The sequence below is a fragment of the Streptomyces sp. NPDC030838 genome (assembly GCF_055572035.1).
The window spans coordinates 119,855-146,771 of sequence record NZ_JBVIED010000009.1; the positions used below are offsets into that span (position 1 = coordinate 119,855).

Annotated in this window: 17 protein-coding genes and 1 pseudogene; 11 read left to right on the plus strand and 7 right to left on the minus strand. The window is 74.0% G+C overall.

The genetic code is table 11. The features are described from left to right. The first annotated feature begins 6 nt into the window (after nucleotides 1–6). Nucleotides 7–624 carry a TOPRIM nucleotidyl transferase/hydrolase domain-containing protein gene (locus ACZ42A_RS23265; protein WP_468529177.1) on the plus strand — a complete coding sequence of 206 codons (618 nt, stop codon included), beginning with the start codon at nucleotides 7–9 and terminating at the stop codon, nucleotides 622–624. 118 nt (nucleotides 625–742) lie between these two features. Then, on the plus strand, nucleotides 743–1,657 hold the full coding sequence (locus ACZ42A_RS23270; protein WP_468529178.1) for an RNA polymerase sigma-70 factor: 915 nt from the start codon (nucleotides 743–745) through the stop codon (nucleotides 1,655–1,657). An 11-nt stretch (nucleotides 1,658–1,668) separates the two neighbouring features. Here the strand turns inward: ACZ42A_RS23270 and ACZ42A_RS23275 are convergent, their stop codons facing one another. Continuing rightward, complete coding sequence (locus ACZ42A_RS23275; protein ID WP_468529179.1) at nucleotides 1,669–2,406, minus strand: SDR family oxidoreductase; 738 nt, start codon at nucleotides 2,404–2,406, stop codon at nucleotides 1,669–1,671. 351 nt (nucleotides 2,407–2,757) lie between these two features. On the opposite strand from ACZ42A_RS23275, the gene ACZ42A_RS23280 reads away from it, so the two are divergent. The 3 genes and pseudogenes from ACZ42A_RS23280 to ACZ42A_RS23290 all read left to right on the plus strand — a co-directional run bounded on the left by ACZ42A_RS23280 (nucleotide 2,758) and on the right by ACZ42A_RS23290 (nucleotide 5,760). Continuing rightward, the gene (locus ACZ42A_RS23280) at nucleotides 2,758–4,155 is read left to right on the plus strand and encodes an NAD(P)-binding domain-containing protein (RefSeq protein ID WP_468529180.1); all 1,398 of its coding nucleotides are present in this window, start codon (nucleotides 2,758–2,760) and stop codon (nucleotides 4,153–4,155) included. After that, nucleotides 4,152–5,369: pseudogene (locus tag ACZ42A_RS23285) on the plus strand (MFS transporter); the annotation flags it as partial. The gene ACZ42A_RS23280 and the pseudogene ACZ42A_RS23285, both read left to right, overlap by 4 nt. Before the next feature lie 112 nt (nucleotides 5,370–5,481). After that, nucleotides 5,482–5,760, plus strand: a complete 279-nt coding sequence (locus ACZ42A_RS23290; protein ID WP_468529181.1) for a DUF6355 family natural product biosynthesis protein — start codon at nucleotides 5,482–5,484, stop codon at nucleotides 5,758–5,760. A 134-nt stretch (nucleotides 5,761–5,894) separates the two neighbouring features. On the opposite strand, the gene ACZ42A_RS23295 is transcribed toward ACZ42A_RS23290, so the two are convergent. Genes ACZ42A_RS23295 through ACZ42A_RS23315 form a run of 5 tightly spaced genes read right to left on the minus strand, consistent with a single transcriptional unit; the run spans nucleotide 5,895 to nucleotide 18,514 of the window. After that, a complete protein-coding gene (locus ACZ42A_RS23295; RefSeq protein ID WP_468529182.1) occupies nucleotides 5,895–7,706 on the minus strand; it encodes a hypothetical protein in 1,812 nt (603 codons plus the stop codon). Continuing rightward, nucleotides 7,703–11,335 (minus strand): DUF5682 family protein, encoded by a 3,633-nt coding sequence (locus ACZ42A_RS23300; RefSeq protein ID WP_468529183.1) that lies wholly within the window; start codon nucleotides 11,333–11,335, stop codon nucleotides 7,703–7,705. The genes ACZ42A_RS23295 and ACZ42A_RS23300 overlap by 4 nt, the downstream gene beginning before the upstream one ends. Nucleotides 11,336–11,340: 5 nt before the next feature. Continuing rightward, nucleotides 11,341–12,510, minus strand: coding sequence for an ATP-binding protein (locus ACZ42A_RS23305; protein ID WP_468529336.1), 1,170 nt, complete (start codon nucleotides 12,508–12,510; stop codon nucleotides 11,341–11,343). A 35-nt stretch (nucleotides 12,511–12,545) separates the two neighbouring features. Further along, a complete protein-coding gene (locus ACZ42A_RS23310) occupies nucleotides 12,546–17,663 on the minus strand; it encodes a hypothetical protein (RefSeq protein ID WP_468529184.1) in 5,118 nt (1,705 codons plus the stop codon). Further along, nucleotides 17,660–18,514 carry a DUF4132 domain-containing protein gene (locus ACZ42A_RS23315; protein WP_468529185.1) on the minus strand — a complete coding sequence of 285 codons (855 nt, stop codon included), beginning with the start codon at nucleotides 18,512–18,514 and terminating at the stop codon, nucleotides 17,660–17,662. The genes ACZ42A_RS23310 and ACZ42A_RS23315 overlap by 4 nt, the downstream gene beginning before the upstream one ends. 184 nt (nucleotides 18,515–18,698) lie before the next feature. Between ACZ42A_RS23315 and ACZ42A_RS23320 the strand changes: the two genes are divergently transcribed. From ACZ42A_RS23320 to ACZ42A_RS23330, 3 genes are all read left to right on the plus strand, one after another. Beyond that, nucleotides 18,699–19,763 carry a type III polyketide synthase gene (locus ACZ42A_RS23320; protein WP_468529186.1) on the plus strand — a complete coding sequence of 355 codons (1,065 nt, stop codon included), beginning with the start codon at nucleotides 18,699–18,701 and terminating at the stop codon, nucleotides 19,761–19,763. A gap of 84 nt (nucleotides 19,764–19,847) precedes the next feature. After that, the gene (locus ACZ42A_RS23325; protein WP_468529187.1) at nucleotides 19,848–20,606 is read left to right on the plus strand and encodes an SOS response-associated peptidase; all 759 of its coding nucleotides are present in this window, start codon (nucleotides 19,848–19,850) and stop codon (nucleotides 20,604–20,606) included. Between the two features lie 103 nt (nucleotides 20,607–20,709). Then, nucleotides 20,710–21,288, plus strand: coding sequence for a suppressor of fused domain protein (locus ACZ42A_RS23330; protein WP_468529188.1), 579 nt, complete (start codon nucleotides 20,710–20,712; stop codon nucleotides 21,286–21,288). Here ACZ42A_RS23330 and ACZ42A_RS23335 read toward each other — a convergent pair. After that, nucleotides 21,207–22,325 carry a saccharopine dehydrogenase family protein gene (locus ACZ42A_RS23335; protein ID WP_468529189.1) on the minus strand — a complete coding sequence of 373 codons (1,119 nt, stop codon included), beginning with the start codon at nucleotides 22,323–22,325 and terminating at the stop codon, nucleotides 21,207–21,209. The genes ACZ42A_RS23330 and ACZ42A_RS23335 overlap by 82 nt on opposite strands. Before the next feature lie 188 nt (nucleotides 22,326–22,513). Here ACZ42A_RS23335 and ACZ42A_RS23340 point away from each other — a divergent pair, with 188 nt between their 5' ends. The 3 genes from ACZ42A_RS23340 (at nucleotide 22,514) to ACZ42A_RS23350 (ending at nucleotide 26,893) form a co-directional block, all read left to right on the plus strand. Continuing rightward, entirely contained in the window at nucleotides 22,514–23,521 is a 1,008-nt protein-coding gene (locus ACZ42A_RS23340; protein WP_468529190.1) for a helix-turn-helix domain-containing protein, read from the plus strand. A gap of 59 nt (nucleotides 23,522–23,580) precedes the next feature. Then, complete coding sequence (locus ACZ42A_RS23345) at nucleotides 23,581–24,993, plus strand: FG-GAP repeat domain-containing protein (RefSeq protein ID WP_468529191.1); 1,413 nt, start codon at nucleotides 23,581–23,583, stop codon at nucleotides 24,991–24,993. A gap of 241 nt (nucleotides 24,994–25,234) precedes the next feature. Further along, nucleotides 25,235–26,893: a sigma-70 family RNA polymerase sigma factor gene (locus ACZ42A_RS23350; RefSeq protein ID WP_468529192.1), complete on the plus strand. Its 1,659-nt coding sequence runs from the start codon at nucleotides 25,235–25,237 to the stop codon at nucleotides 26,891–26,893. Nucleotides 26,894–26,917 lie beyond the last annotated feature (24 nt).

A 26,917-nucleotide genomic window follows, 5' to 3' on the forward strand; every position in this document is an offset into this window, starting at 1 on the left:
CGTCGCATGGCGGACATAGGGGCGTTCCGGGACGCGGTCACCGCGTGGGCGGCCGGTGGTCCCGGCGACCCCGCGCGCGAGCTGGCCGCGCGGCTGTCCGTCCGGGCAGTCGTCCTGGTCGAAGGGCTGAGCGACGCGGCAGCGGTCGGCGCGCTGGCCGAGAGCCGCGGCCGGAACCTCGCGGCCGAAGGAGTCTGCGTCCTGCCGATGGGCGGTGCGATGAGCGTCGGCCGCTTCGCCCGTCTCCTCGGCCCGCCCGGCCTGGGCCTGCGCCTCACGGGACTGTGCGACGAGGGGGAGCGTCGCTACTACGCCCGCGCCTTGGAGGGGACCAGTGCGGCAGAGGAACGGTTCTTCGTCTGCGCGGCGGACCTGGAGGACGAGCTGATCCGCGCGCTGGGCGTGACACGGGTGGAGGAGCTCGTCCGGGCGGAGGGCGACCTGCGCGCCCTGCAGACCTTCCTGCGCCAGCCCGCACAGCAGGGCCGCACGTCACAGCAGCAGTTGCGGCGCTTCCTGGGCACGAAGAAAGGGCGCAAGATCCGCTACGGCCGCGTCCTCGTCGAGGCCCTCGACCCCGACCGCACACCCGCCCCACTCGACGGCCTGCTCACCAGCCTCTGATCGCCGGGCCACGGCTGACCCGACAGGCGGTGCGCGGCCGCCGTAGGATCACAGCGGCGGGCCGTCCTCGCGCCGAAGGCACCCAGCCCGACGGTCGACTCGCGGAGGCATCGGCACCATGGACGAGCACCAGCCGCTCACCCACGACTCGCTGACCGAAGCGGCGGACGCGTTCCAGCGGCTGCGGCCGCGGCTGTTCGGGATCGCCTACCGCGTCCTGGGCAGCGTGTCGGAGGCCGAGGACGTGGTGCAGGACGTATGGGTGCGCTGGCAGGGCGCCGACCGCGGCGCGGTGCTGGACCAGGGGGCGTTCCTGGCGAAGATCACCACACGGCTGGCGATCAACGTGGCCCAGTCGGCGCGGGTGCGCCGTGAGGCCTACGTGGGCCCGTGGCTGCCGGAGCCCGTGGACACCAGCGTGGACCCGCAGGTCGGCGCGGAGCGCGGCGAGGCCCTGGAACTGGCCGTACTGCTGGTCCTGCAGAAGCTGAACCCCGTGGAGCGGGCGGCCTACGTCCTGCGTGAAGCGTTCGAGTACGCGTACGACGAGATCGCGAGCATCTTGCAGCTGAGCCAGGCCAACACGCGGCAGATCGTCAGCCGGGCCCGCAAACGCCTGTCCGCCGAGCGCCGTGACCCCGTCGACACGGCACAGCACCGGCGCCTCCTCGAGGCCTTCCTCGCCGCCGCGCGGCACGGTGACGTCGCCGCGCTGGAGAACGTGCTGTCGGCCGACGTCGTCGCCTACGCGGACGGCAACGGCATGCGCGGTGTGGCCCGGCTGGCGGTCGTGGGAGCCGAACGCGTGGCCCGGATCAGCGCCTTCGCCAAGAAGTTCTTCCCCGGCGCCGAGTACGGCCTGGTCGAGGCCAACGGCCGGCCCAGCCTGCTGATCGCCATGGACGGGGTGGCCGTTGCCCTGGTGAGCGTCACCGTGGGGCCGGACGGTATCGACGGGCTCTACTGGGTGCTGGCGCCCGACAAACTGAAGGCCTACGAGCGGTCCGCACGCAGGCTCACCGTCCGGCCGTAGCGGATGCTCGGTCAGTGCCGCTTGAGCCAGTTCTCGTAGCGCGTGGACGCGATGTGCGCCGTGTCGTCGCCGACGAGTACGTCGGGCATGCCCGCGAACAGGCCGGCCGCCTCGTCGGTGACGACCGAGCGGCCGTCCGGCCGCACCGCCAGGGTGATCTCGCCGAGGCGGTCGAGCCGGTGCACCTCCGGGCCCGCGATGTTCCGCACGCCGTACGACGGCTCACCCTGGGCCGCCTCGGCGACGGCGGAGGCGACGTCGGCGGAGGCGATCGGACGCAGGCGCGTGGACGGCAGCCGCACCTCCGAGCCCTCGGTGGACATGTTCATCACCGGAGCGATGAACTCGAAGAACTGGGTGGCCCGCACGATGCTGTACGGGACACCCCCGCCGCGCACAGCCTCTTCCTGGGCGACCTTGGCCCGGTAGTAGCCGTAGTCGGGCACCTGGTCGACGCCCACGATGGAGAGCGCGACGTGGTGGCGGACACCCGCCTCCTTCTCGGCCTCGATCAGGTTCCGCCCGGAGCGCGTGAAGAAGTCCAGCGCCGCCTCCGTCTCGAATGACGGGGAGTTCGACACGTCCACGACCACATCCGCGCCCTTGAGAGCCTGCGCCAGACCCTCGCCGGTGAGGGTGTCGACGCCCGTCGAGGGGGCGGCCGCCACAGCCTCGTGACCACCCTCGCGCGCCAACGCCACCACCTGCGAGCCGATGAGCCCCGTACCGCCGATAACCACGATCTTCATCACTGTCTCCGTTCGCTGATCCCGCTTCCCACGGGTGTCGGCGACTCCCGCCGGACCCGGTGCGTCTGGCCGCACGCCAAGAAGACAGGGCAGCAGTCAGTCTTGTGACAGCCGAGGCACCCCGCACTTCCGGAAACTCCGTCTGCCGACTGCGGACGTACGCGTCAGGGCTGGGCCAGCTTCTCGAAGAGGGCGCCGATCTCCGGTTATGGAGGTGCCGATCACGGTGTGACCGCACTGCGGTGGCCGCCCGCCTGAATTCGATACGTGTCTATGTTGACGCTCGTCGAAGCAAGTGCCATGCTGATCACACAAGACATCGACAAACGTCAAAACAAGCGAGGAGTCGCCGTGAACGCGCCTGCCACCACCGAGCTGCCCGTCGTCGTGATCGGAGCCGGCCCCATCGGCCTGGCCGCCGCCGCCCACCTCGTCGAGCGCGGCATCGAACCCCTGGTCCTGGAAGCGGGCCCGGCCGTCGGCGCGGCGGTGCGCGAGTGGGCACACGTCAGGCTGTTCTCCCCCTGGGGCGAAGTGGTCGACCCGGCCGCCGAGAAGCTCCTCGCGCCCACCGGCTGGACGACCCCCGACCGGGCGACCTACCCGTCGGGCGCGGACTGGGCCGAGCGGTACCTGGAGCCGCTGGCCGACGTCCTCGGCGAGCGCGTCCGCACCGGCACCCGGGTGACCGGTGTCTCCCGCGCGGGACGGGACCGGATCGTGGACGCCGACCGCGAGGCCCAGCCCTTCGTCGTCCACCTGGAGACCGCCGACGGCCGCGAGGAGCGGGTGCTCGCCCGCGCGGTCATCGACGCTTCCGGCACCTGGACCACCCCCAGCCCCGCCGGCGGCAGCGGTCTGCCCGCCCTGGGCGAGCGCGCGGGGGCCGACCGGATCACGTACCGCGTCCCGGACCTGAGGAACCCGGCCGTACGCGCCCGGTACGCCGGCAAGCGCACCGCCGTCATCGGCTCCGGCGCCTCCGCCTTCACCGCGCTCGCCTCCCTCGCCGACGTGGCGAAGTCCGGCGACGGAGCCGGAACGAAGGCGGTGTGGATCCTGCGCCGCGGCATCTCCGGCTCCACCTTCGGCGGGGGCGCCGCCGACGAGCTCCCCGCCCGCGGCGCTCTCGGGCTGGCCGCCAAGGCCGCGGTCGACCAGGGCTACGCGGACGCGGTCACCGGCTTCCGCACCGAGGCGATCGAGCGCCACGCCGACGGCCGCCTGGTCCTCATCGCCGAGGACGGCCGCCGCCTGGACCCGGTGGACGAGGTGATCGTGCTCACCGGGTTCCGCCCCGACCTGTCGTTCCTGTCCGAGATCCGCCTCGGCCTGGACGAACGGCTCCAGGCCCCGGTCGAGCTCGCCCCGCTGATCGACCCCAACCAGCACTCCTGCGGCACGGTCTACCCCCACGGCCACCGCGAACTCGCCCACCCCGAGCCGGGCATCTACCTCGTCGGCATGAAGTCCTACGGCCGCGCCCCGACGTTCCTGGCGATGACCGGCTACGAGCAGGTCCGCTCCGTCGCCGCCGCGATCGCCGGCGACCTCGACTCCGCTGACCGCGTCGAACTCACCCTCCCGGAGACCGGTGTGTGCGGCGGGGCCGGACTGTTCGACGCACCCGAGGCCGACCAGACCGCGGGCGGCTGCTGCGCCCCGGCACCGCAGCTGATCCAGCTCGGCGCACCCGCCACGGCGGCCGTCGGCGAAGAGACGGCGGCCGGGGGCTGCTGCGGCTCGTGACCACGCTCCACACCCGAGGCGGCGGGGCCGCGACCGGAACCGGGGACCGGTCGCGGCCCCGCGCCGCCCTGCCCGCCCTCTGCCTCACGCAGATCACCGGCTGGGGCATCGTCTACTACGCCTTCCCCGTCCTCAACCCGCGGATCACCACAGCGACGGGATGGACCACCAGCGCCACCACCGCAGCGTTCTCCCTGGCCCTGGTCGTCTCCGCGCTCGCCGGGATCCGCATCGGCCGCGTGCTCGACGAACGCGGCCCGCGCGGGGTCATGACCGCCGGCTCCGTCCTCGGCGCCACGAGCCTGACCCTGGTCGCCGCAGCACCCAACCTGCCGGTCTTCTACACCGGTTGGGCACTGGCCGGCCTCGCGATGGCCGCCACCTTCTACCAGCCCGCCTTCGCCGCGCTGACCCGCTGGTGGGCCCCCGACCACGTCCGCGCACTCACCACCGTCACCCTCGCCGGCGGGCTGGCCTCCACCGTCTTCGCACCGCTGACCGCCCTGCTCGCGGCCCACCTCACCTGGCGCGCCACCTACTTCACACTCGCCGCCGTCCTCGCCCTGATCACGATCCCCGCACACGCCCTGGCACTGCGCGCGCCCTGGCCGGCGGCCGCCCCGCCCGTGGCCGCGCCCCCGGCCGCCCAGCCCGCCACGGCCGCGCGCAGCAGGCCCTTCTGGCTGCTGGCCTCCGCGTTCACACTCTCGGCGTTCGCCATGCACGCCGTCGTCATCGCCCTCGTCCCCCTCCTCCTCGAGCGCGGCTACACCACCAGCCAGGCGGCATGGGCCCTCGGCCTCGGCGGCGCCGGACAGACTCTCGGCCGCACCCTGTACGCCGCCCTCGCCCGCCACACCTCAGTGACCACCCGCACAACGCTCCTGATCGGACTCGGCGGCCTCACGACCGCGGCCTTCACGGCCATCCCCGGCCCGTACGCGCTGCTGGCCGCCGTATCGGTCACGGCCGGCATGGTCCGCGGCAACCTCACCCTGCTGCAAGCGACAGCCGTCACCGACCGCTGGGGAACCACCCACTACGGCCGTCTGTCCGCACTGCTCGCGGCTCCCTCGGCCATCGCCGCCGCCCTCGCCCCACTGGCCGGCGCCGCCCTCGCCACATCCCTCGACGGCTACACCCGCCTCTTCGCCCTGCTGACCGCGGTCTCCTGCGCCGCCGCCCTCACCACACGAACGACCACTCGAAGTGCTGGTTTGGCTTCCCTTCCGAGTGAGATCAACAGCCCTTCTTCGTGGGTTCCGCGACGCTTTCCACTGCACCGCCGGACCGCCCGGCACGCGAACCTCGACAAGGAGAAGCTCGATGACGCTTCGTCGTTCCCTGGTAGGCGCCCTCAGCGGCATCGTCCTCGGTCTCGGCCTGCCGGTGGCCACCGCCTCCAGCGCTGCCGCGGACCCCTGCGGGTTCTACGAGACCGGGTCCGACGCCTACTACAACCACTGCACCGGTGACGGCTCCCGCGTCGTCATCGAGGTCGAGGTCTGGGGCCCCAACTACGAGCGATGCGTGGCGCCCGGCCGCACTTGGCTCGGCGCCGCAGGCAAGATCGACGGCGCGTTCTACACCGGGCGAACCTGCTGATCGCTGCGTGACGTCGGGGCCCGGGCGGCACCACCTGGCCTCCCGCCCGGGCGAATGACACCCACACCCCAGGGCGCCGAGTGCGAGCCGGCCCGGCTTCGCATCGGCGGCCCTCTCCGGGCCGCAGGCGGGCATCATGCCGTGCGGCCCGGAGAAGACACCGCGGCCGCGGTCGCGCCCCACGCGCTCGCGCACAGTGCCTTTTCGACCGTGTCGGTGTAGACGGCGGCGGCCAGCCAGGCACGGGCGAACGGGTCGGTGTCGGTCGGGAGGAGGCGGCCGAAGGCGTCGCGGGAGCGGTCCGCGGCGGCGGAGTGGAGGGCGTCGAGGAGATCGCCCGCCGTGGCGAGCCCCAGACGGCGCAGGCGGGCACCGTCCCCCGACTCGCTGCGGGAGGAGGCGGAGAAGGCCAGGACACGGCGGCCTCCGGTCACCGCCTGGTGGACGCGGCGGCGCAGCAGGTACAGCGGGGCCTCGTCCCCGGCGGGGAGGACCACGGCCGGCGCCGGGGGAGCATCCGTGGGCAGGTCCGCGTGCTGGAGGCGATCCAGGCCCAGGTCCACCCGGGCCGCGGGGTCGGTGGGGTGCTCGGCGGCGAGCAGCAGGGCCCGGGGGAGTGGTCCGGGGGCCAGCCGGGCGACGATCCGCAGTCTGCTGCCCTGGGCGGCGGCGAGCAGGCGCAGGTTGTCGCGGTAGGGGAGCGACGGATCGTCGTGGGCCGGCATCAGCCGCAGGGGCACGCCCGCGCAGTCGGCCAGCAGACAGTCGCCCGTGGTCTCCCGCACCGAGCCCCTGAGGGTCACCTCGAGGAACAGCAGGTCCCGCCCGCCGTTCAGGGCCTGGGTCACCTGCTCGGCGGCGGGTACCGCCCACAGCCGGTCCAGCGGCTCGTCGTGCCAGGCAGCGCCTGACGCGCGGACCGCCCGTACCGCGGCCCCCGCGCCGAGCCGGCCCGTCGGCGAGACGGTCGCACCGGACACGGCCAGGCCCGCGCGCGACAGTTCACGGTGGGTCAGGGCCGTGTCGCCGATCCGTACGGCCCGGTCGGCGGCGCCGGTCGCCCGCGCGGGCCCGCCGGGTGCCACGTCCGACACCGTGTACAGACGTCCGTCGGCGTCGGCGGTCCAGGTCACCGCGCCCGCGTAGCCGGTCGCCGTCAGCACGGGTTCGGAGAACAGCCCGTACAGCCGCAGGGAGCCGTCCGGGCGGTACGGCTGCCGTACCGTGCCGCGCAGTTCGGCCAGGTCCGAGCCGGTGGCACGCGGGATGCGGTGAGCGACGCCCAGCGTGCCGACCAGCGCGCCGACGAGGTCGGCGAGACGGTACCCGGGGTCCGCGGAGCGGGCCGCGCGCACCCCGTTCACGACGGAGATCGCCGTGGCGGAGGCCCGGGGCAGACCGGCGAGACGGGCGGTGTGCGCGGCGCGCAGAAGCTCCGCCTGGAGCACGGCGCCGGCACCGTCCGTTCCGGCTGCCAGCACGGCGGCCGCCGCGGTGTACACCGCACGGGCGGCGGCGCCCTGTTCGGCCGTAGCGGTCGCGGTGGTGTCGCCGGCGGCTTCCGCGCGTCCCGTCTCTCCGGGCTGCGGCCTCGCGCTCGGCTCCTCCGTCGTCCCCGTCTCTTCCGCGGCCTCGGCAGGAGCCGGGGCCGCGGTGTCGTCGGCGACCGGCGCCGCGGAGGCCGCCGCCGCGCGGTGCAGGCAGTCCGGCGCGAGCAGACATCCGCAGCGGATGGCGTCCGCGCTGGTCACCGTCCCGCCGGGTGCCCGCAGGACGACGTCGGTCTCGTCGTCGACGGCGATCCGTACGGTGTCGCCCTCACGGACGACCGGACGGGCCGCGAGCTTGGCGATGCCCGCGTCCAGCCGCTTGCGCAGGCGGGGCGAGAGCGCTTCGACGAGTTCGGCGGTGACGGACGGGGCGACCGGAGGCAGGTCCGGACTCATGCGATCTTCTCCCCTACCCAGCGGGCGAGTTCGAGCGGGCTGAGGGCGGCGACGGGCATGCCCGCGGCCACGAGCTGACCGGCGACGCCCGTGGAGTAGCGGGGCCGGCCGGTGTCGTCGAGGCTGGCGCAGCCCAGGACATGACAGCCGGCCGAGACGAGCGCGCGCACCTCGGCGAGCAGACCGCCCAGCGGGTAGCCCTCCTCGAAGTCGCTGACGACCACGACGAGGGTGCGCGACGGCACGGTGACCAGCTCACGCGCGTGCCGCAGACCGGCCGCGATGTGCGTACCCCCGCCCACGCTGACCTCGAGCAGCAGCGACAGGGGGTCGTCCACGTGCCCGGTGAGGTCGACGACCTCCGTGGAGAACGCCAGGAAGTGGGTGGAGAGCGTCGGCACCCCGGCCAGCACCGAGGCGGTCAGCGCGGCCCACACCGTGGACGCCTCCATGGACCCCGACACGTCGGTGACCAGGATCAGCCGCCAGTCGGCGGTCCGGCGTGCCCGGCTACGGAAGACCGGCCGCTCGGGGATCACCCGCACCGTGCCGTCCGGGGCGCGCCGCGCGGTCGCCAGGTTGGCCCGCAGCGTGCGGGGCAGGTCCAGGCCGCCGCCGGGCCGTCTGCTGGGCCGTGGCAGGGCCGTGCCGTGCAGGGCGGGGCGCAGGCGGGTGGCCAGTTGGCGGGTCAGCGCGTCGACCAGCCGCCGTACGAGCGGGCGCAGCGCGGCCAGCCGGGCCTCGGGCAGTCCGCCCGCGTGCCGCAGCACGGTGCGCAGCAGGTCCACCGAGGGGCGCACACTGTCCGCGTCCAGTTCGGCGAGGACGTCCTCGCGGCCCGACGCGGCGGCCGCGGCCAGCACTTCTTCCCGGATGCCCGGCCCGAACAGCGCGGCCAGGTCTTCGGACCACTCCCGCACGCCGGGGTACGGCGCCTCCCGTCCGCCGCCGGTGCCCCGGCCCGTCAGGTCCCCGCGGCTGCCTTCGCCGCGCCCGCTGCCGTACAGCTCGTCCAGCGCGGTCGCCAACGGTGCGGCAAACGAGGGCAGTTGGTCCGTGCGGCGGCCGAGGAGGAGACGCCAGCGGTCGGCGGGGGCGAGGCGGTGATCCTCGGCACCGGGGGCCGTGGCCTCCACGGCGCTCGTCGCCGTGCCGCCCACCGCCGTGCCGCTCGCCGCCGTGCCGCCCGTCGCCGTCACGCCCGGAGTGGGCTCCGCGGCGACATCGTGAGACAGCAGCCCCAGCGACCGCAGTGTCTCGCGGGCCGCGAAGTCCGCCTGGGTCCACAGGGCGAGCGAGGCCGGGTCGACACCGTCCGTGTCCGCGACCCGCGCGGTCTCGAAGCGCTCCTCGACGGCGGCCAGGAGCCGGCCGCGGGCGGCGGGGCTGAGGGTGTCGAAGCCGCCGCGCAGCGCGGGGAGCCGGTCGAGAAACGCCCGGTCGGGCAGCTCGGACACCCGGGTGAGCAGCGGCTCCAGCGCGGGCGCCGCCGCCTCCAGCAGCGGACCCGCGGCGGTCAGCAGCCCGCTGAGCCGGGCGGTGAGCGCGGCGCGGGAGTCGGGGTCGGTGGCCCCGTCGACCCAGGAGGCCACACGGTCGCCGAAGACCCGCGCGTCCTCCTGCCCCAGCAGGACGCGGACGGCCCCGGCGGCACCGCGCATCAACGGGGAGCCGTCGGCGGCCAGGCGGGCCAGGGCGTCGGCGAGCCGGATGCCGCCCAACACGTCGGCGCGATGGGCGAGTTCGAGCAGGGCATGGGCGTCGGCGGGGTCCTCGGACCCGGTCAGACCGTCCACCTGCCGCACTGCAGCGGCCGTGAGCAGCTCCGCGACGGCGGCCGCCCGCGCCACACGGTCCGCCTCGGCGCGGAGCCCGGGGACGTGACCGGCCCGCAGCCGGTCCAGCAGGGCCAGACCGGCCAGGAGTTCCGGCAGCGTACCCGCCTGGGGCAGGACACCGGCGACATCCTCCAGCCGCTCGTCGGCGAGCACCGGCAGACCGCACTCCGCCGCCTGTGCCAGCCCCTCGAGAGACTGCGCGGCCGTCGGCCCGCCCTCGTCCCGCTCCGCGCGCCGCCGCTCGCGCAGGACACCTTCGGCGGCCTGCGCGGCGGTGACCCCGCGCACGCCGGCCGCGGTCAGCATGGCCGCCGTGGCCGGTGTCCAGCGCACCTCCCAGCGGGAGGTCAGAGCCTCCGTGCCGCCCGCACCGACGACCTCCTTGGCCTCCCCGTACGGCACCCCGCACACCGCCAGCCGGCGCAGCAGCAGTTCCCGGCGGCGGTCGAGGTCGGACCGCAGCGGATCCAGCCGCAGGTCCCGCGAGGTGCTGGAGCCGCCCGTCTCCGGACCGGGCAGGCCCAGCCGCGCCACCTCGGCCTCGACCGCGGGGGCGAGGCCGCTGCGCGGCGCCTGCGGGGCGGGGCGCCCACCGCGCGTGCCGACGAGCACCCGCTCCATCGCCCGCGCCACGGCCCGCCCCCGCCCGTACGGCTCGCCCTGCGCGAGCACCGTCTGCACGGCTTCGACCAGTTCACCGCGGCCCGCCGCCGGCAGACCGCGCAGCCGGGCGAGGTCCGAGGCGAGCCGGCTGATCTCGCGCGCGTCGGCGGGTCCCGAAGGGTGACCCAGGCTTCGCAGCTCGGCGCAGATGCGCACGGCGGCCCGCGTCAGCACCTCCTCCAGCGCCGCCGGATCGCCGGCCGCGCGCAGCACCATGTCCTGCCACTCCGGATCCCGTATGCCCGCCGGGTAGCCGGACCGCTCGTCGAGAAGGGCGTAGGTGTACGGGATCAGTGAGGTCGTCCAGACGGGCCGCCGCGCGTCGGCGAGGGCTCCGTCCACCTCCGTGCCGGTGCCCGGGGTGGCGCCCTCACCTTCGGTCTCGTCCCCGGCGTCCTGCCGTACGAGCGCGGGGGCGTGGAACGCGCCGACCACCACGGCCGCCCGCTCTCCCCGCGCGGTCGCCTCGGCCAGCCGCTCCCGCATCCACCGCTCGCGCCGCAGGTCCAGCTCCGGCACACCGCCCGAGGCGACCGCGTCCTCGCGCAGCGCCCACCCGGTGAGCAGGGCCGCCCTGCGCAGTGCCTCGGGCGGGGAGCCGGGGGCGGTGGCCTCGACGAGCCGGTCCCACAGGTCGTCCCCGGGACGCCCCGTCAGCCGGGCCCGCAGCGCGGTGCCGAGCCCTGGGCCGCCCTGCCGCCCCGCGGCCCGCCGTCCCTCGCCCCACGCGCGGTCGGCGAGCGGCAGGTCGCAGGCGACCACCGGCACGCCATGCCGGGCGGCCCAGCGCACGGCGGCCAGTTCGGGGGAGAAGTCGGCGAACGGATAGAACGCCGGCCCCGCGCCGCCGCTCCCGTCGCCCGGTGCGGCGGCGAGGGCGACCGGGGCGCGCGTCTCCTCGTGCCCCAGCCACGGCAGCCACTCCTGCATCTCGGCGGGCAGTTCGACGAGCAGCACGTCCGGCTTCGCCTCGTCCAGCAGCGCCGGCACGGCGGCGGCCAGCGAGGGCGCGTGGTGCCGTACGCCGATGAGACAGGGCGCGGACGGGGCGGTGAGCGCCGCCAGCGCCTCCTCGGCGGACACCGGAGAGTCGGCCGGGCCGGGGGCGGCTCCGTGGGTCAGGGACACGGCCGTCAGCCCTCCAGGACCGTACGCAGGTCCCACAGGGTGCGCCAGGTGGCGGAACCCTGCTCGGCGCGGCGCCGCACGGGACCGTCCCAGTAGCCGCGCAGCCGGGCGGCGTCCGCGGGGTCGTCCTTGCGGACCACGCCCAGCAGATGCCCCGGCAGCAGCCCGAGCACGTCACGGTCGCCCGGGAAGTACGCCGCCGCGAGCGCGAGCGCCCCGGCGACGGACACGGCTTCCGCGGTGCTCATCACCGTGGACGGCCGCTCCACCTCCCAGCCCTCCGCCGACCGGCCCTCGCGCAGGTCCCGGAAGGCGGTGACCAGGGCCTCCAGGACGGCGTCGTCGACCTGGAACGGCGCCCCGGCGCGCGCCACGGACGCCCGCGCCTGGCTGCGCACCAGCGCCATCTCCGCGTCGAGGTCCCCGATGGGGCCGACCGTCTCGAAGTTGAACCGGCGCTTGAGGGCCGCGGACATCTCGGAGACGCCCTTGTCGCGGAGGTTGGCGGTGGCGATGAGGTTGAAACCGGGCGCCGCGTGCGCCAGGGCGTCCTCGGTCCCCGCCAGTTCGGGCACCGCGATCCGCCGCTCGGAGAGCAACGACACCAGGGAGTCCTGCACTTCGGGAAGGCAGCGGGTGACCTCCTCGACGCGGGCGATGGCGCCCTGGGACATGGCCGTCAGGACGGGGGAGGGCACCAGCGCCTGCTTGCTCGGCCCTTGCGCCAGCAACAGGGCGTAGTTCCAGCCGTACTTGAGCTGGTCCTCGGTCGTGCCGGCCGTGCCCTGCACCACCAGGCCGCTGGTGCCGCACACGGCGGCGGACAGCAGCTCCGACAGCATCGACTTGGCCGTGCCGGGCTCGCCGACGAGCAGCAGACCGCGCTCCCCGGCGAGCGTCACCACGCACCGCTCGACCAGCGACCGGTCGCCGACGAACTTGCCCTCGATCACCAGGCGGCGCGGCACCCCGTCGGGCACCTCGGCGCCGTCGGGCAGCTTCAGGGCCTGCCCGTCGCTGCCCATGACGAAGGTGACGACCGCGCGCGGAGTGAGCCGCCACGCGGGCGGCCGCGGCCCGTCGTCGTACGCGGCGAGGAAGGCCAGTTCGGTCGCGTACCGGTCCTCGGGCGGGACGATCTGGCGGGCCGGGGCGGGGGAGAGGGTGGTGGTCATCGGCGCGAGTTCTTCCGGACGCGGGTGGACGGTGGTCATCGGCGGCGGCCCTTGCGGGTGGCGCGGGTGGTCAGTTCCTCGTAGGCCGGGGCGTCGCCGGTGCGGACGCGGTCCCACGCGCGCGTGAACAGCTCCGGCACCGGTATCAGCGGCACCGCGCGGGAGTACGTGCCGACCGGGTAGAGGCCCTGCTTCCAGACCTCCACCGGGAGCGCGGGCGACTTCAGGTCGAGCCAGCCGCACGGCAGGAACAGGGTGCGCCCGGCGCGCGCCCGCTTGGCCTCGACGACCAGGTCGGTGGCCGCCAGTTCGGTGCGGGCCTTCTTCATACGGGCGGGCTTCCAGCCCGTCCAGCGGGCGCAGTTGCGGTCCGTCGGGTCGGGCAGGGCCAGCAGCTGCAGATAGAGCGCCGCCGCGTCCTCGCCCAGACCGTGGGCCTCGGCGACCTCGGCGACCAGCCCGGGCACGCTGACGGCCGGATCCTGCGCGTACCCGGTGGGTCCCTCGGAATCCGTTCCGGCCGCGAGCGCACGGGCGAGATCCTCGCCCAGGATCCTGCGCAGCGCCCGCATACCGTGGCCCCGCCCGGGCCCGACCAGTCCCTCGACCAGCCCGAACACCGGGTCGTCCGCCCGCGTGAGAGCACCCGCGCGGACCAGGACGGTTTCCTGGTCGCCGTACCAGGGGCGCAGCACCAGCGCCTCGCCCACGGCGGTCAGACCGTCCGCGTCCGCGCCCCCAGTGGCCGGCATCCCGTACGCCTTGCGCAGCTCCACGGCGGCCGACGAGCCCTTCTCCGTCCACGCCAGGTCCAGGTCGAGCAGCAGACCCGGGTCCGCGACACGGCGGCGCAGTGCGGCCAGCGCCTCCGGCAGGACGGCGCGCAGAGGGTGCCCGTACGGCAGGGCATAGGCGAGCCCGGCCAGGGCGGCCACGGCACGCGACAGGTCGTACCGCCCGGGCAGCGCCTTCGGATCGTCCGGCACGAGCTCGCCGTCCTTGCCGGGCCGCTGCACCGTGGTGCGGCTGATCCAGGGGGTGCGGTGCGGGTTGAGCACCTCCTCGGCGGCACTTGTGGGCAGGCCCGCCAGGGACTGCTCCCCGGCCAGGTCCTCGGGCAGGCGGACGACGCCGTCGAGCCGCTCGGCCCACACCCGCCCCGCCGCGGCCGTGTCCGGTCCGGCCGTCCACAGGTCGGCGGGGTTCTCGGGCAGCAGCGCGCCGATGAGCGCCGCCCGGTCACCGGAGCCCAGCGAGCCCAGCAGCGCGTCGCCGAGCTGCTTCTGCCGCGGCTTCAGTCCGGTCGCGGCGATCACCTCGTCCGTGAGCTGGGACGGCCTCCCCGCGAGCAGCAGGGCCGCCTGCACGGGCCCCAGCCCGTCCCGCGTCGCGGCGGTCAGCGCTGCGGGCGCGCCCGGCTGCCAGGGCGCGGGCCCCTTGTCCCGGACCAGGCCGGCCACCGCGGTCAGCGCGTCGGCCGGGAACACCGGCGGGTACGCGGTCTCCCGCTCCAGCGTGAAGTGCGCGACCGCGCCGAACACACCGGCCGGATCGTGGTCCAGGGCAAGCCAGTTCACGCGCCCGTTGCGGTGATCGACACTCTGGCAGCCGAGGACGACGACGGTACGGCCCTGCCTGCGCAGCACCTGGCCGGCCCGCTCCTGCTTGCCGTGCGGCTCGCTCAACACGACCTTGCGCAGCGCGCCCCCGGACGCGGCCATGGGCCCCTCCGCGACCGCCTCGAACAGCAGCAGCAGGGCCTCCCGATGCGTCTCCGTCACGGTCGCCGAGGCCGCACGGTAGGCGAGCGGGCGCAGCACCTTCAGCACGGACGGCCACAGCAGGCCGATGCCGGGAATGGTGAACTCGTCGCTGCGCCACCCGTCGGCGGGCCCGGCGAGCCGGGCGGACTCGGGCAGGCGCTTGCCGTCGGCCGGCTTCCCGGACAGGACGTGGTTCACGGCGCGGATCTGACGCAGCGCGGTCCAGCGCTGCTCGCTGCCCCACCAGCCCTGCAGCTCGGCGAGGCCGGCCACGGCCTCGCGCAGCGTCTGGTCGTCGCCGTCGTCGGGGCGGTAGTCGGCGAACATGCCCTCGGCGCGCTTGCGGTCCGCCTTCGGCCGCTCCACCGGGGGCGCCACGAACGTGGCGATCGACTCCGCCAGGCGCAGCACTCCGCGCGCGAGGCCCGCGACACCGGTGAGCAGCTGGGGCTCGGTGAGCGCGGGCAGGCAACGCGAGACGGTCTCCCGCAGGACCTCGTCGACGGTCGGCACGGCGGGCTGCCCTGTGGTGGCCCCGGCGGTGTTGCCGGCCCCGGCCGTCGTGTTCCCGGCCCCGGCCGCCGCGTCCGTGGTCTTCGCCTGCTCGGCCGCCGCCGCGAGCTTCGCCTGACGCTCCACCAGCGCCCGGGCCCCGGCGCGCAGCAACTCGTCCGCCTGCGCGTCACTCAGCGCCCGCAGGAGCGCCGACGCGCCCTCGTCGCGCGGCCGCAGCGCATGCCAGAAGTCGACCGGAGGAACGAGCCGCGTCCCGGCGGCGAACTCACCGCCGCGCTCCAGCGGCGTCACCCGGCCCAGCTCCCGCATACCGGTGCCGTCGTCAGCCGTGGCGTACAGGGCGATCTGACGGTACTGCGCGACGACGACGGGCTCCGCGCCGCCGGGCAGCCGCAGCGCGCCGAGCGGAACGCCCGGCAGCCGGCCGTGTGCCGTCGGCAGGGTGACGGTCCGGCCGTCCGGCGTGCCGACGGTGGTACGGGCCTCGTCGCCCTCGCGCTCGGTGCGCACCCAGCGGCCGAGAACCGTGCCGTCCGTGCCGAACGGGCTGTGCTCCAGGCCGGGCTGCAGGGGCAGCACCCCGCAGTGCTGCTGGAGCAGGGTGGCGCCCTCGCGGATGCCGGACCGCAGGAACGCGGGCAGCGAGGCACGCGCGTGCGTGCCGGTGGCCGGGTCGTACTCGAGCCACACCTGCTGCCGTCCCTGCCGGCCCTGGCGCCAGTACGAGGTGCCGTCACCGAGGATGCGGCGGCCGGGCGGCAGGACCGTGTCGCCGGCGTGCAGGGCGCGCCCACCGGTGGCGCGCCCACCACCCGGGAGCGGGATCGAGGTCTCGCCCGCGTCGCCGCTGCCGTACCAGTGCGGGAGCTTCTCGCCGCCGAGCGTGAACACCTCGGACGGGCGGGCCGACCAGTAGCCGTACTGCTTGCCGTCGTGCCGCCACATCACCAGCAGCTCGCCGTCCGTGTAACGGAACGACGGACGCTGCCAGCGGTCCAGGTCCACCGGCAGCCGCAGGTCGTGTTCCAGCAGGATGTCCTCCGGCCCCACGACGATCGCCTTGTGCCGGCGGGCGAGGATGAGCGCCGGCCAGGCCTCGTGGACGGCGAGCGTGTCGTCGCGGTCGCGGCGGGTCTCCGCGTCCAGCCGCCGCAGCGCCTCGTCGAGGGCGGGCCAGCCCAGTTCGTCCGGGATACCCGCGCGCAGGGTGCGGCCGAGCAGCGGCGCGACGTCCAGCGCGGCGACCCGGGCGACGGCCTGCGGGCTGATCCGGGCGGCCACCGCGCGGAACGGACGCAGTCGCTCCAGCGCCGTGCGCGCGGCGGGCAGACCCGCCGCGTCCGCCAGCTCGCCGGCCGCGTCGTCCAGCCACTCGCGCAGCACGTCGGCGAGCACGGGATGTTCGACCAGTCCCTCCAGCAGCGTGGGGCCGATGCGGTGGCCCCCCAGGTCGCCGACGGCGGCGTAGAGCAGGCGCCGGCAGCGCGGGTCGGCCGCGATGGCCGTCAGGTCCCGTCGCCCGGGCCTGGTGTCCTGAAGCCACTGGTCGAGGGGGAGGAAGACGTCCTTGCCGGCTCCGGGCAATGCCAGCGGTATGCCCTCCGCCACGCACAGGTCGAGCAGATCCAGGTCGGCGCCTGCGCGCCAGCGGCCCGTGAAGAGGTCCACCGGGCGGCCCTGGGCGCGCAGGCGCGGAGCCATGCGCTCCACCAGCGCGAGGGTGGCCGGCGAGCGGCCGCTGCTCGTGCCGCCGTGCTTGCGGTGCAGGGCCCATCGACCGAGCCAGTCCGCCGCGTCGACCTCCTCCGCCGCCTCGGTCTCGCCCGTCAGCAGCCGGTCGGCGCCGGTGTCCGCGAGCAGCCCCAGCCAGAACTCGTCGTCCTCGGTGGAACGACCCAGCCCGGCCGGCATGATCTCCAGCAGCCGCCCCCGCACGGCGGGCTCCCGCTCGGCCAGGACGACGAGCGTCGCCCGGTAGGTGTTCCAGAAGGACGCGGGGGCCCGGACCGCCGCCGGGGACGCCAGCAGGTCCGCGACCAGGGCGCACTCCTCGGTGACCCGGTTCAGGCCCGCCGCCTTGATCAGGGCGCGCGCGTCCTGGGGCAGCGACGCGTACGGCGGCATGCCGGCCGCGCAGCGCTCCACGGTCAGCTGCCGGAACTGCGCCCAGGCCTCGGCCGGGGTGAGCCGTGCCGCGAGGGCCTTCACATGCTCCTTGAGGGCCTTGACCGTCAGTGCCCCGGCGAAGGCGAACTCCAGGAACACGGCGCGCTGCCGGTCCTCGTCCACGGTCAGCGCGTGCACCCGCTCCGCGTCGCGGGCCTTGCCGAAGAAGGCGGCGGCGTAGGTGGTGTTCTCATGCTGGAGGAAGACGCGCGCGGCCTGCTCGTAGAAGGTGGGCAGGAAGTGCGGCACAGCCCGGCCGAGCCGCTCGCCGAGCGCCTCGAAGCCCTCCTTCGCGGTGCCCGGACGGGACTTGGCCTGCCGGGCGAGCCGCTCCACGTCCTTCACCAGCGCCAGCGCGTGGTGCCCGTTCGCCGGGTCGTTGACCAGCGCCCACGCCGGGAATCCGAGGGTTTCCCGGCGCACCTGCCCGACCTCGCGTGTCTCCGGCTCCCGGACCAGTCCGAGGAAGTCCAGCGCGAGGTCCTCCGCCTCACCGAGCGTGCCCGGCACCAGCCGTACGATCGTCCGCTCGTCCAGCGCCGGATGCGTGTACGTCCGGACGGTGAGCACGTCGGCGTCCTCGCGGTCCGTGGTGCCCAGGGGCAGGACGGCGCCGGCGTCGAGCAGCGCGGCGGACGTGGTCTCGTCGTACGTGAACCCGTCGTAGGTCGTCACGTCGTCGTGGGTGGTCGCGTCGTATGTCGTCACGCCGCACGCTCCTCGTCCTCGATGTCGCGCCCGGCGTACAGCGCGGCCGCCATGCGCATGCCCTCCGACCAGGCCACCGGCCCCACCTGACCGAGCTTCAGGACCCGGCCGGCCGGGTCGGTGAAGACCAGAGGACCGGTCTCCGTCTCCTCGTAGCCGTCGTAGTCGCCGACCCACACGCGGGCCTCGACACCGCGGCCCTCCTCCAGCACGGAGCACACGGCGTGACCGCCGCGCACGCGGTAGCCGAGCTGAGTCGCCCTGCCGTGCAGGAACCGCAGTTCCTTGAAGGCGCCGCCCGCGTACTCCTCGACGGAGGTCGCCTCGGCGTCGAGCGCCGCCGGCCGCCGCCACACCTCGCGGAAGAGCTGCTGGGCGCGCTGCTCGACGCCGAGTTCGACGGCGAACTCCCGCAGCTCCTCCAGGTCGTCGAGAAGCACGGGATGCGGCAGACGCACCAGCTCAGGGGCGAGCCGGACCGTGTCACCGTCGAGATCGACCAGGCCGAGGCCGCGCTCGGGGTCGGCGTCCCGCAGGAACCCGGCCACCATGCCGTCCGCCCCCGTGACCACCAGGTCGCGCAGGGCCGCCTGCCAGGCCGGGTCCGGCCACACCCGCGCCAGGACGGCGAACGGCACCGGCAGCGAGCGCACCATCCACCGCTCCACGTCGGCCAGGCACTGCCGTTCGTGCCGCTCCAGCCATTCGGCGAGCTGGCGCAGCCCCACCACCGCCGGATCGTCGGCGATCTTGGACGGCACGGATTTCAGCCGCCGCCCGGCCGCGTTCCGGCACACCACCTTGCCGTCGTCGAGGGCGACTTCATAGCCGCCGGCCGACACCCACCCCATGTGTGCCTCCCGCACCACCTGCAATGATCAAGTGACGGGAACTGTAGAGCAGGGCACTGACAACGGGGCCCGGGGGTGCCGCCGGCAGCCAGCACCCCGAATGGAGTAGTCCACCGAGTGGCCGTCACCCTGCCGGGTGATGGTGGGAGAGCCAACTGCTCATCGGCGAAAGCAGGTGTGGTTCATGGCCACGTTGTGCAGACCCTCGGTGTCTGTCCCTGAGCACGTGATCACCATGGAGGAGACGCTGGAACTGGCACGCACCCGTCATGCCGACCATCCGCAGTTGCCCCTGGCACTGCGGTTGATCGAGAACACGGGCGTGCGCACCCGACGCATCGTGCAGCCCATCGAGGACACACTGAAACACCCGGGCTTCGAGGAACGGAACAAGATCTACGAGGCAGAGGCCAAGGCCCGGGTTCCCGCGGTGGTCCAGCAGGCACTGGACGAGGCGGAGCTGCTGACCACCGACATCGACGTGATCATCTACGTGTCCTGCACGGGCTTCATGATGCCCTCGCTCACGGCATGGCTGATCAACGAGATGGACTTCGACCTCTGCACTCGCCAGCTACCCATCGCTCAGCTGGGCTGCGCGGCCGGCGGCGCGGCCATCAACCGGGCCCACGACTTCTGCACGGCCTACCCGGACGCCAACGCCCTCATCGTCGCCTGCGAGTTCTGCTCGCTGTGCTACCAGCCCACCGACCACGGCGTCGGCTCCCTGCTGTCCAACGGCCTGTTCGGGGACGGCATCGCCGCGACCGTGGTCCGCGGCCGGGGCGGCACGGGGATCCGGCTGGAGCGCAACGGCTCGTACCTGATCCCGAAGACCGAGGAGTGGATCAGTTACGCCGTCCGGTCCACCGGCTTCCACTTCCTGCTGGACAAGCGGGTGCCGACGACGATGGAGCCGCTCGCCCCCGCGCTCCGGCAACTCGCCCACCAGCACGGCTGGGACGCGTCCGACCTCGACTTCTACATCGTCCACGCGGGCGGCCCGCGCATCCTGGACGACCTGAGCACGTTCCTGGAGGTCGACCCGCACGCCTTCCGGTTCAGCCGGGCCACGCTCACCGAGTACGGCAACATCGCCAGCGCCGTCGTGCTGGACGCGCTCCGCCGGCTGTTCGACGAGGGCGGGGCCCCGGACCGGGCGCGCGGGCTGCTCGCCGGATTCGGGCCCGGCATCACCGCGGAGATGTCCCTGGGTCGCTGGACGACCGACGGAGACGGCGAGCGATGAGTGGCGAGCGTCTACGACCCGGCGCCCCCTCGACACGAAAGGCAGCTCGTCGGCAGGTGGCCCGAGCGGTGGGAGAGTGGCCGTATGTGCGGCCGATACGCATCCACCCGCAGTCCCGAGGACCTGGCCCAGCTCTTCCGGGTCACCGACTGGAATGCCGAGGAGACGCTCGCACCCAACTGGAACGTGGCCCCGACCGACGACGTGTGGGCCGTACTCGAGCGATCCCCGCGCGAGGAGCCCCGTGCGGCGGAGGTCGTGCGGGAGCTGCGGCCGCTGCGGTGGGGGCTGGTGCCGTCGTGGGCCAGGGACGTGAAGATCGGCGCACGGCTGATCAACGCCCGGATGGAGACCGTCCACGACAAACCCGCCTTCCGCCGCGCGTTCGCCAAGCGCCGCTGCCTGCTGCCGGCCGACGGCTTCTACGAGTGGCAGCAGGTCAAGGACCCCGCCACGGGCAAGATCCGCAAGCAGCCCTACTTCATCCACTCCGAGGACGACCAGGTGATGGCGCTCGCCGGGCTGTACGAGTACTGGCGCGACCCGGAGGTCAAGCACGACAGAGACCCGGCCGCCTGGCTGATGACCTGCACCATCATCACCACCGAAGCCACCGACGCCGCCGGGCGCGTCCACCCCCGCATGCCGCTCGCGCTCATCCCCGAGCACTACGACGCCTGGCTCGACCCCCGCCACGAGGACCCCGAGCGGCTGCGCGCCCTTCTCGACCCGCCCGCCGGCGGTCACCTCGACGCCAGGCCCGTGTCCACGGCCGTCAACGACGTCCGCAACAACGGTCCTCACCTCCTGCACGAGGCCGGTCGTCAGGAGCCCCAGGGGTAAACCGGCGACGTCCCCGCCTACGGCATCGTCGGCGGGGACCTGGAAGCCGCCGCCCCCGGACGCACGTCAGAGGCGGTCAACGGCGATCTGAGATGATCGCGCGATGAGTGACAGGAGGCTGTCGGCCGCGGAGGCCGTGGAGTCACACGTTCGGGCGTTCTTCGCAGGGCATGCCGTGGAGGCCGTGGACTACGACCTCGGGCCCGGACGGCGAGAGGTGGTGCCCGGTCTGCGCGTTCTCGTGGTGGGGCCCGGTCCTCGTGGCGGTGGCTGGGCCTATGTGACCGTCGGGTGCTGGGCCCTGATGGAGAAGGACGGTCACGGACTCGAGTTCGTCATGACCGCGCACGTTCGCGACCAGCGGTTCGTCGAGCTCATGGCGATGATCGCCTACTACCACTGCGGAGGCCACCAACTCGACCTGGAGCACAGCTTCCCGATCGGCGAGCCGTGGGTGCCGGGTTCCGACTGCGACCACCTGCTGATCAGCCTCCCCTATCTCCACGGCCCCGACCTCGAACACTGTCCGCTGCCTGGGGGACACGCCCGCCTCCTGTGGACCCTGCCGGTGACCACCGCCGAGATCGAGTTCCGCAGACGTCACGGGCACGAGGCACTGGAGCAGCTCTTCGACGAGGCGGAGATCATCCCCACTGACCCCTTCAGGGCATCGGTCGTCTGAGCAGGCCGGAAGAGGTGTTCCAGGGAGATGTGCGAGGACAGCCGGTTGAGGAAGTCCGGGGCGTCGAAGATCTGGCCGGCGGAGGCGACACCGACCGTCCTGGTGCGCCCCGTGAGGATGCGGTCGACCGCTTCGACCACGAGCGGCGCGGTGACCGCGTAGATGTCCTGGCCCCTGGCCACAGCACGCCGTTCACTGCCGCCGGAGCGCACCACGACGTCGACGAGGAAGGTCTGGGCGGACCGTCCGTGCTCGTCGGCCGCGGTCGGCGTCGGTGTGTCCGGGGCCGTCACGTCCCTGGCGGCCTCGACCGTCATGTAGGTGCGCACGTCGGGGATGGACAGGTGGCTGGGAATGGTGACGACGTCGGCCATCGTGAACTCCCCGATGACGGTTCTGGGACCCATCGGGTCGGGGAAGGGCCACTGGAGGGTCGGGGGTTCGTCGTGGACGTACTCCAGCCGGCCGTTGCTGTAGCGGACGCGTCGGCCGTCGCGCCGCTGCCGCGAGACCGCACCTGCGGCGCGTGTCCCGGGGGTGGGGTGCCAACTGCTCAGCCCATAGGCGATGTGGGCCTCGTCGGCCGTCGTCCAGTCGTCCATCGCGGCGGTGGCCAGCAGGTCGCCGAGGCCGCCGTAGAAGGCCATCGCAGGGACGATCACCGCTCCCTCCGCGCGGGCGCGGTCGGTGAAGTGCGTGAACGTGTCGACGTTGGCCTCGATCTCCGCCGCCACATCCACATACGGGATCCCGGCGCGCAGGGCCGCCTCGATCACCGGGGCGGCCGTCGTGGCGAAGGGCCCGGCGCAGTTGACCACGGCGGCCGTGCCGGCCAGTGCGCGGTCGAGCGAGGCCGGGTCGCCGACGGAGGCCGGGCGGGCCTCCAGCCCGGGTTCCGAAGTCGCCAGCGCGTTCAGCTTGTCGGCGTCGCGCCCGCAGAGAACCGGGACGTACCCGCGCTGCCGCAGCTCTGCCACCACAAAGCGCCCGGTGTGCCCGTACGCGCCGAACACCGCCACCGTGAGCTCCGATCCCATGGGTTCGCCCTTCGCTCCAATGATCTGCCACTGCTCTGCCGCTCATCTGCCGCTGATCTGCCGTTCATCTGCCATTGGCCTGCGGCTGACCTGCCGTCGATCTGCCGTGATCCGTTGGAGAACATCCTGACCAGGGGCGGTCCTCCCACACGAGTGTCCGGAACGACATGACCCATACAATTCCGGACGTGAACACTGTCGCACTGGCCGTCACGGACGGAATGCTCCACTTCGAGCTGGCCTTGGCGTGCGAGGTCTTCGGCTCCGCCCCGGACGCCGTGGCAGGCCCCTGGTACGACGTCGTCCTGTGCGGGCCGGGCGCCGTGCGAGCCGGACGGTTCCGGCTGGAGCCCGACCACGGCCTCGACCAACTCCCGCACGCCGACACCGTGATCGTCCCCGGCTGGGCCGACATCGACCAGGATCCACCCGCCGAGCTGGTCGAAGCGGTGCGCGCGGCCCACGCGGCAGGCGCACGCGTGGCCTCCCTCTGCACGGGCGCGTTCGTGCTGGCCGCCGCAGGCCTGCTGGACGGGCGGCGGGCGACCACGCACTGGGCGCACACCCGGGCCCTGGCCGCCCGCTACCCGCAAGTGGAAGTGGACCCGGACGTCCTCTACGTGGACGACGGCAGCGTGCTGACCTCCGCCGGCAAGGCCGCCGCCATGGACCTGTGCCTGCACCTCGTCCGCCTCGACCGCGGCTCGTCCGTCGCGAACGCGGTCGCCCGCCGCCTGGTCGTGCCGCCGCACCGGGACGGCGGCCAGGCCCAGTACGTCACCACCCCGGTGCCCGCCCCGGCCAGCCACCCGCTCGCCGACCTGTTCCCCTGGGTGCTCGAACGGCTGGACCAGCCGCTGACCGTGGAGGACCTGGCCCGCCAAGCGCGGATGAGCTCACGCAACCTGGGCCGCCACTTCAGGTCGGTGACCGGCACCACCCCGCTGCAATGGCTGCTGACCCAGCGGATCCGCCACGCCCAGGAGTTGCTGGAGACCACCGACGACAGCATCGACACCATCGCGGCGGCCACCGGCATGGGGACCGCCACGACGCTGCGCCGGCACTTCAACCGCACGGTCGGCGTACCCCCGGACACCTACCGCCGCACCTTCCGCTCGCGGACCCCCTCCATCCCGGAGGACGACGAACGCGTTCCGGGGCCGTACAACCCTTCCCGCTCGGTGCGGGTCTAGTTCGATGGCCGGGCAGGTGTGAGGAACGGCCGGCTCCTCGTCGACCCAAGGAGGTGGCCGTGTACCTCAGGACGCGTCATGCCGCTGCCGTCGCCGTGCTCTCCGCCGTCATCGTGGTGCCGAGCGCGATCCCCGCCGCGGCCTACGGTGACGGCTTCCACCCGAATGCTCCGGCGCCCGGCTCCGTGGCGTCCGCGAGAGCCGACTTCGACGGCGACGGACACGCCGACGTGGCCATCGCCGCACCCGGAGGCGTCGTCGACGGCAGGGCCGACGCCGGCTACGTCGCGGTCGTCTACGGCATGGCGGGCGAAGGCCCCAACGGCGTCAAACGCCAGATCGTCACCCAGAACCGATACGGCGTCCCCGGCACCGCCGAGACCGGCGACCGCTTCGGCGACGCGCTGGAGGCGGCGGACCTGGACGCCGACGGCTTCACCGACCTGGTGGTCACCGCGTCGGGCGAGGACATCGGCGACGCCCGCGACGCCGGCATGCAGACCGTGCTGTGGGGAGGCGTCGGCGGTCTCGCCACCGGCGCCTCGCTCGGCTCCGGCCGGACCCGGACCGAAGCCGGCGACTTCGACGGCGACGGACACCTGGACCTCGCGAGCGCTGACCGGATGCGATACGGCCCCGTCAGCCGGTCCGGCGAGGCAGCCCGCACGACGCCCCTCGTCACCCCCGGCGCCGGCGTCCGCGGTGTCCGTGCTCTGCAGGCGGGCGACGTGGACGGCGACGGCATCACCGATCTCGTGGTGAGCACCCCTTCGAGCGGCACCGGCAGTTCGGGGGCGGCGGTACGGCTGCGCCTGCTGAAGGGCAGCGGCAACGGGCTGGAGGCGGGACCCGTCATCGCCTCCGAGGACACGGTCGCGGCGGAGAGCATCGGGCTCGGCGACGTCGACGGCGACGGCCGTCAGGACATCGTCTTCGGACGCCCCACCGCGGGCGGCGGCGGTCTCGTGGGTGTCGTACGGGGCACCGCGGACGGCCTCGCGTCCAGGGCCGCGTTCCTGAGCCAGGGCACGCCCGGTGTCCCCGGTACCGGCGAGAGCGGCGACCGCTTCGGCACGGACGTCCGCGTCGGTGACGTCACCGGCGACGGATACGCGGACGTGGTCACCGGTGTCCCCGGCGAGGATCTGGACGGCCGTAGTGACGCCGGCGGCTTCGCCGTCCTGCGAGGAAGCGCGACGGGCCTGACCGGCCGCGGCGCCACCGCCGTCAGTCAGCACACGGCCGGCGTACCCGGTACGGCGGAGAACGGCGATGCCTTCGGCAGCGCTGTCGCCGTGGTGGCGGGCCACATCGCGGTCTCGGCGCCCCGGGAGAACGGCGGCACGGGAGCCGTGTGGGTCTTCCCCGCCTCAGGCTCCGGCGTCGTGCAGGACGCGGCCGTGTCCTTCGGGCCGCGTACGCTCGCCGCCCCCGTGGCGGGAGCGCGGTTCGGCTCGGCCCTCCACCAGTGACTCACTCGCTGCTTGTTCGCGGAGTGCGTATCAGAACCGGCGCGAACGAGGGCCGACTTGATCCGACGGCCACGGAACACGTGATGTGACGTTCCCCCTTGCGCTGAGCGTTCGACGCCGTGAGTCTCTCGGGGAACACACGGGGGAACGCGCGTCCGAAGAATTGTTATTAGAGACTCATCGGCTGATCTCCCATGTCGACGGACAGCACCGTTCGGCGTCGAGGACGAGGAAGTTTGTGATGAGTACAGAGCGGACGAGGGAGTCGGCGGCACTGGTGACCGCTGCCCGAAGTGGCGATCCGGAGGCCCAGGACGCCCTGGTCAGCGCCTACCTCCCACTGGTCTACAACATCGTGGGACGGGCTCTGAACGGTTCCGTGGACGTCGACGACGTGGTGCAGGACACCATGCTGCGCGCCCTCGACGCGCTGGGTGGTCTGCGCGCTCCCGAGAACTTCCGCTCCTGGCTCGTGGCCATCGCGATGAACCAGGTCCGGGCGCACTGGCATGACCGGCAGTCGGCCCCGGGCGCCGTGGAGGAGGCCGAGGACCTCGCCGACCCCGGCGCCGACTTCGTGGACCTGACCATTGTCCAACTGCAACTGTCCGGACAACGCCAGGAGACCGCACGCGCGACCCGCTGGCTGGAGCCCGACGACCGGGGGCTGCTGTCGCTCTGGTGGCTGGAGTGCGCCGGTGAGCTGACGCGGTCCGAGGTCGCCGCCGCCATGGAGCTCTCGCCTCAGCACACGGCTGTCCGGGTGCAACGCATGAAGGCACAGCTGGAGGCGGCACGCGTGGTGGTACGGGCCCTCGACGCGCGCCCGCGATGTGACGAACTGGCGGGAGTGCTGGCCTCCTGGGACGGTCGGCCCTCGGCGCTGTGGCGCAAGCGAATAGCCCGGCATGCCCGGGGGTGCGCGCGCTGCTCGGGCTTGTGGCGCGGGTTGATGCCCGCGGAAGGCCTGCTGGCCGGCCTGGCGCTGGTCGCCGCGGCGCCCGCGCTGGCGGAGCGGGTCCTGGCCGGCTCCGGCGGGATGGCCGCCGTCGCCGCCACGTCCCGGCTGGGTGGCTCCAGGGGCCACGGCGGATCGGGCCGGGGATCCGGGCACCGTGCCGTGCCCGGCCGGGCGGCCTCCCGCAGCCAGGAGCGTCGACGTCGGCGCAACCGGCGTCGGGCCGTCGGAGGCGCCGTCGTGGCGGCCTGCGTGGTGGGTGGCGGCCTGTGGTACTTCGACGCGGACTCGGGCACCGGCGGCGGGACCGGCACCGGGACCGAGGATGTGACCGCCGCGCGAACCGCCGACGGCCGTCCGGTGGACCTCGTGACCCCCAGTGCCGCCGAGACCTCCGCCTCGGCATCCCCGACTCCGTCGCCGTCCGCGTCGCCGTCGAAGAAGGCGAGCCCTTCGACGAGTCCTCGCTCCACGAGGAAACCGGCGACACCCTCCCGGCCGTCGGCTGCTCGGCCGGCTCCCAGTGTGTCCGGCACCCCACAGGCGCAGGCGGCCCCGACGGGAACCGTCGGACAGGTGGTCGCCTTGGTGAACGAGCAACGGGCCGCCGCCGGCTGTGGACCGCTCACCGAGGACCCGCAGCTGAACCAGGCGGCACAGGGCCACTCGCAAGACATGGCCGCCCGCGACTTCTTCGACCACACCAACCCGGACGGCGCCGATCCCGGGCAGCGCACCACCGCCGCGGGATACGAGTGGTCCACGTACGGCGAGAACATCGCCCGGGGCCAGCAGACCCCGGAGGCGGTGATGGACTCCTGGATGAACAGCCCCGGCCACCGCGCCAACATCCTCAACTGCTCGTTCAAGGACATCGGCGTGGGCTTCCACGAGGGCGCGGGCGGACCTTGGTGGACGCAGAACTTCGGCGCCAGGCGATGACGCCGCGGCGCGGCGCGTACGCGG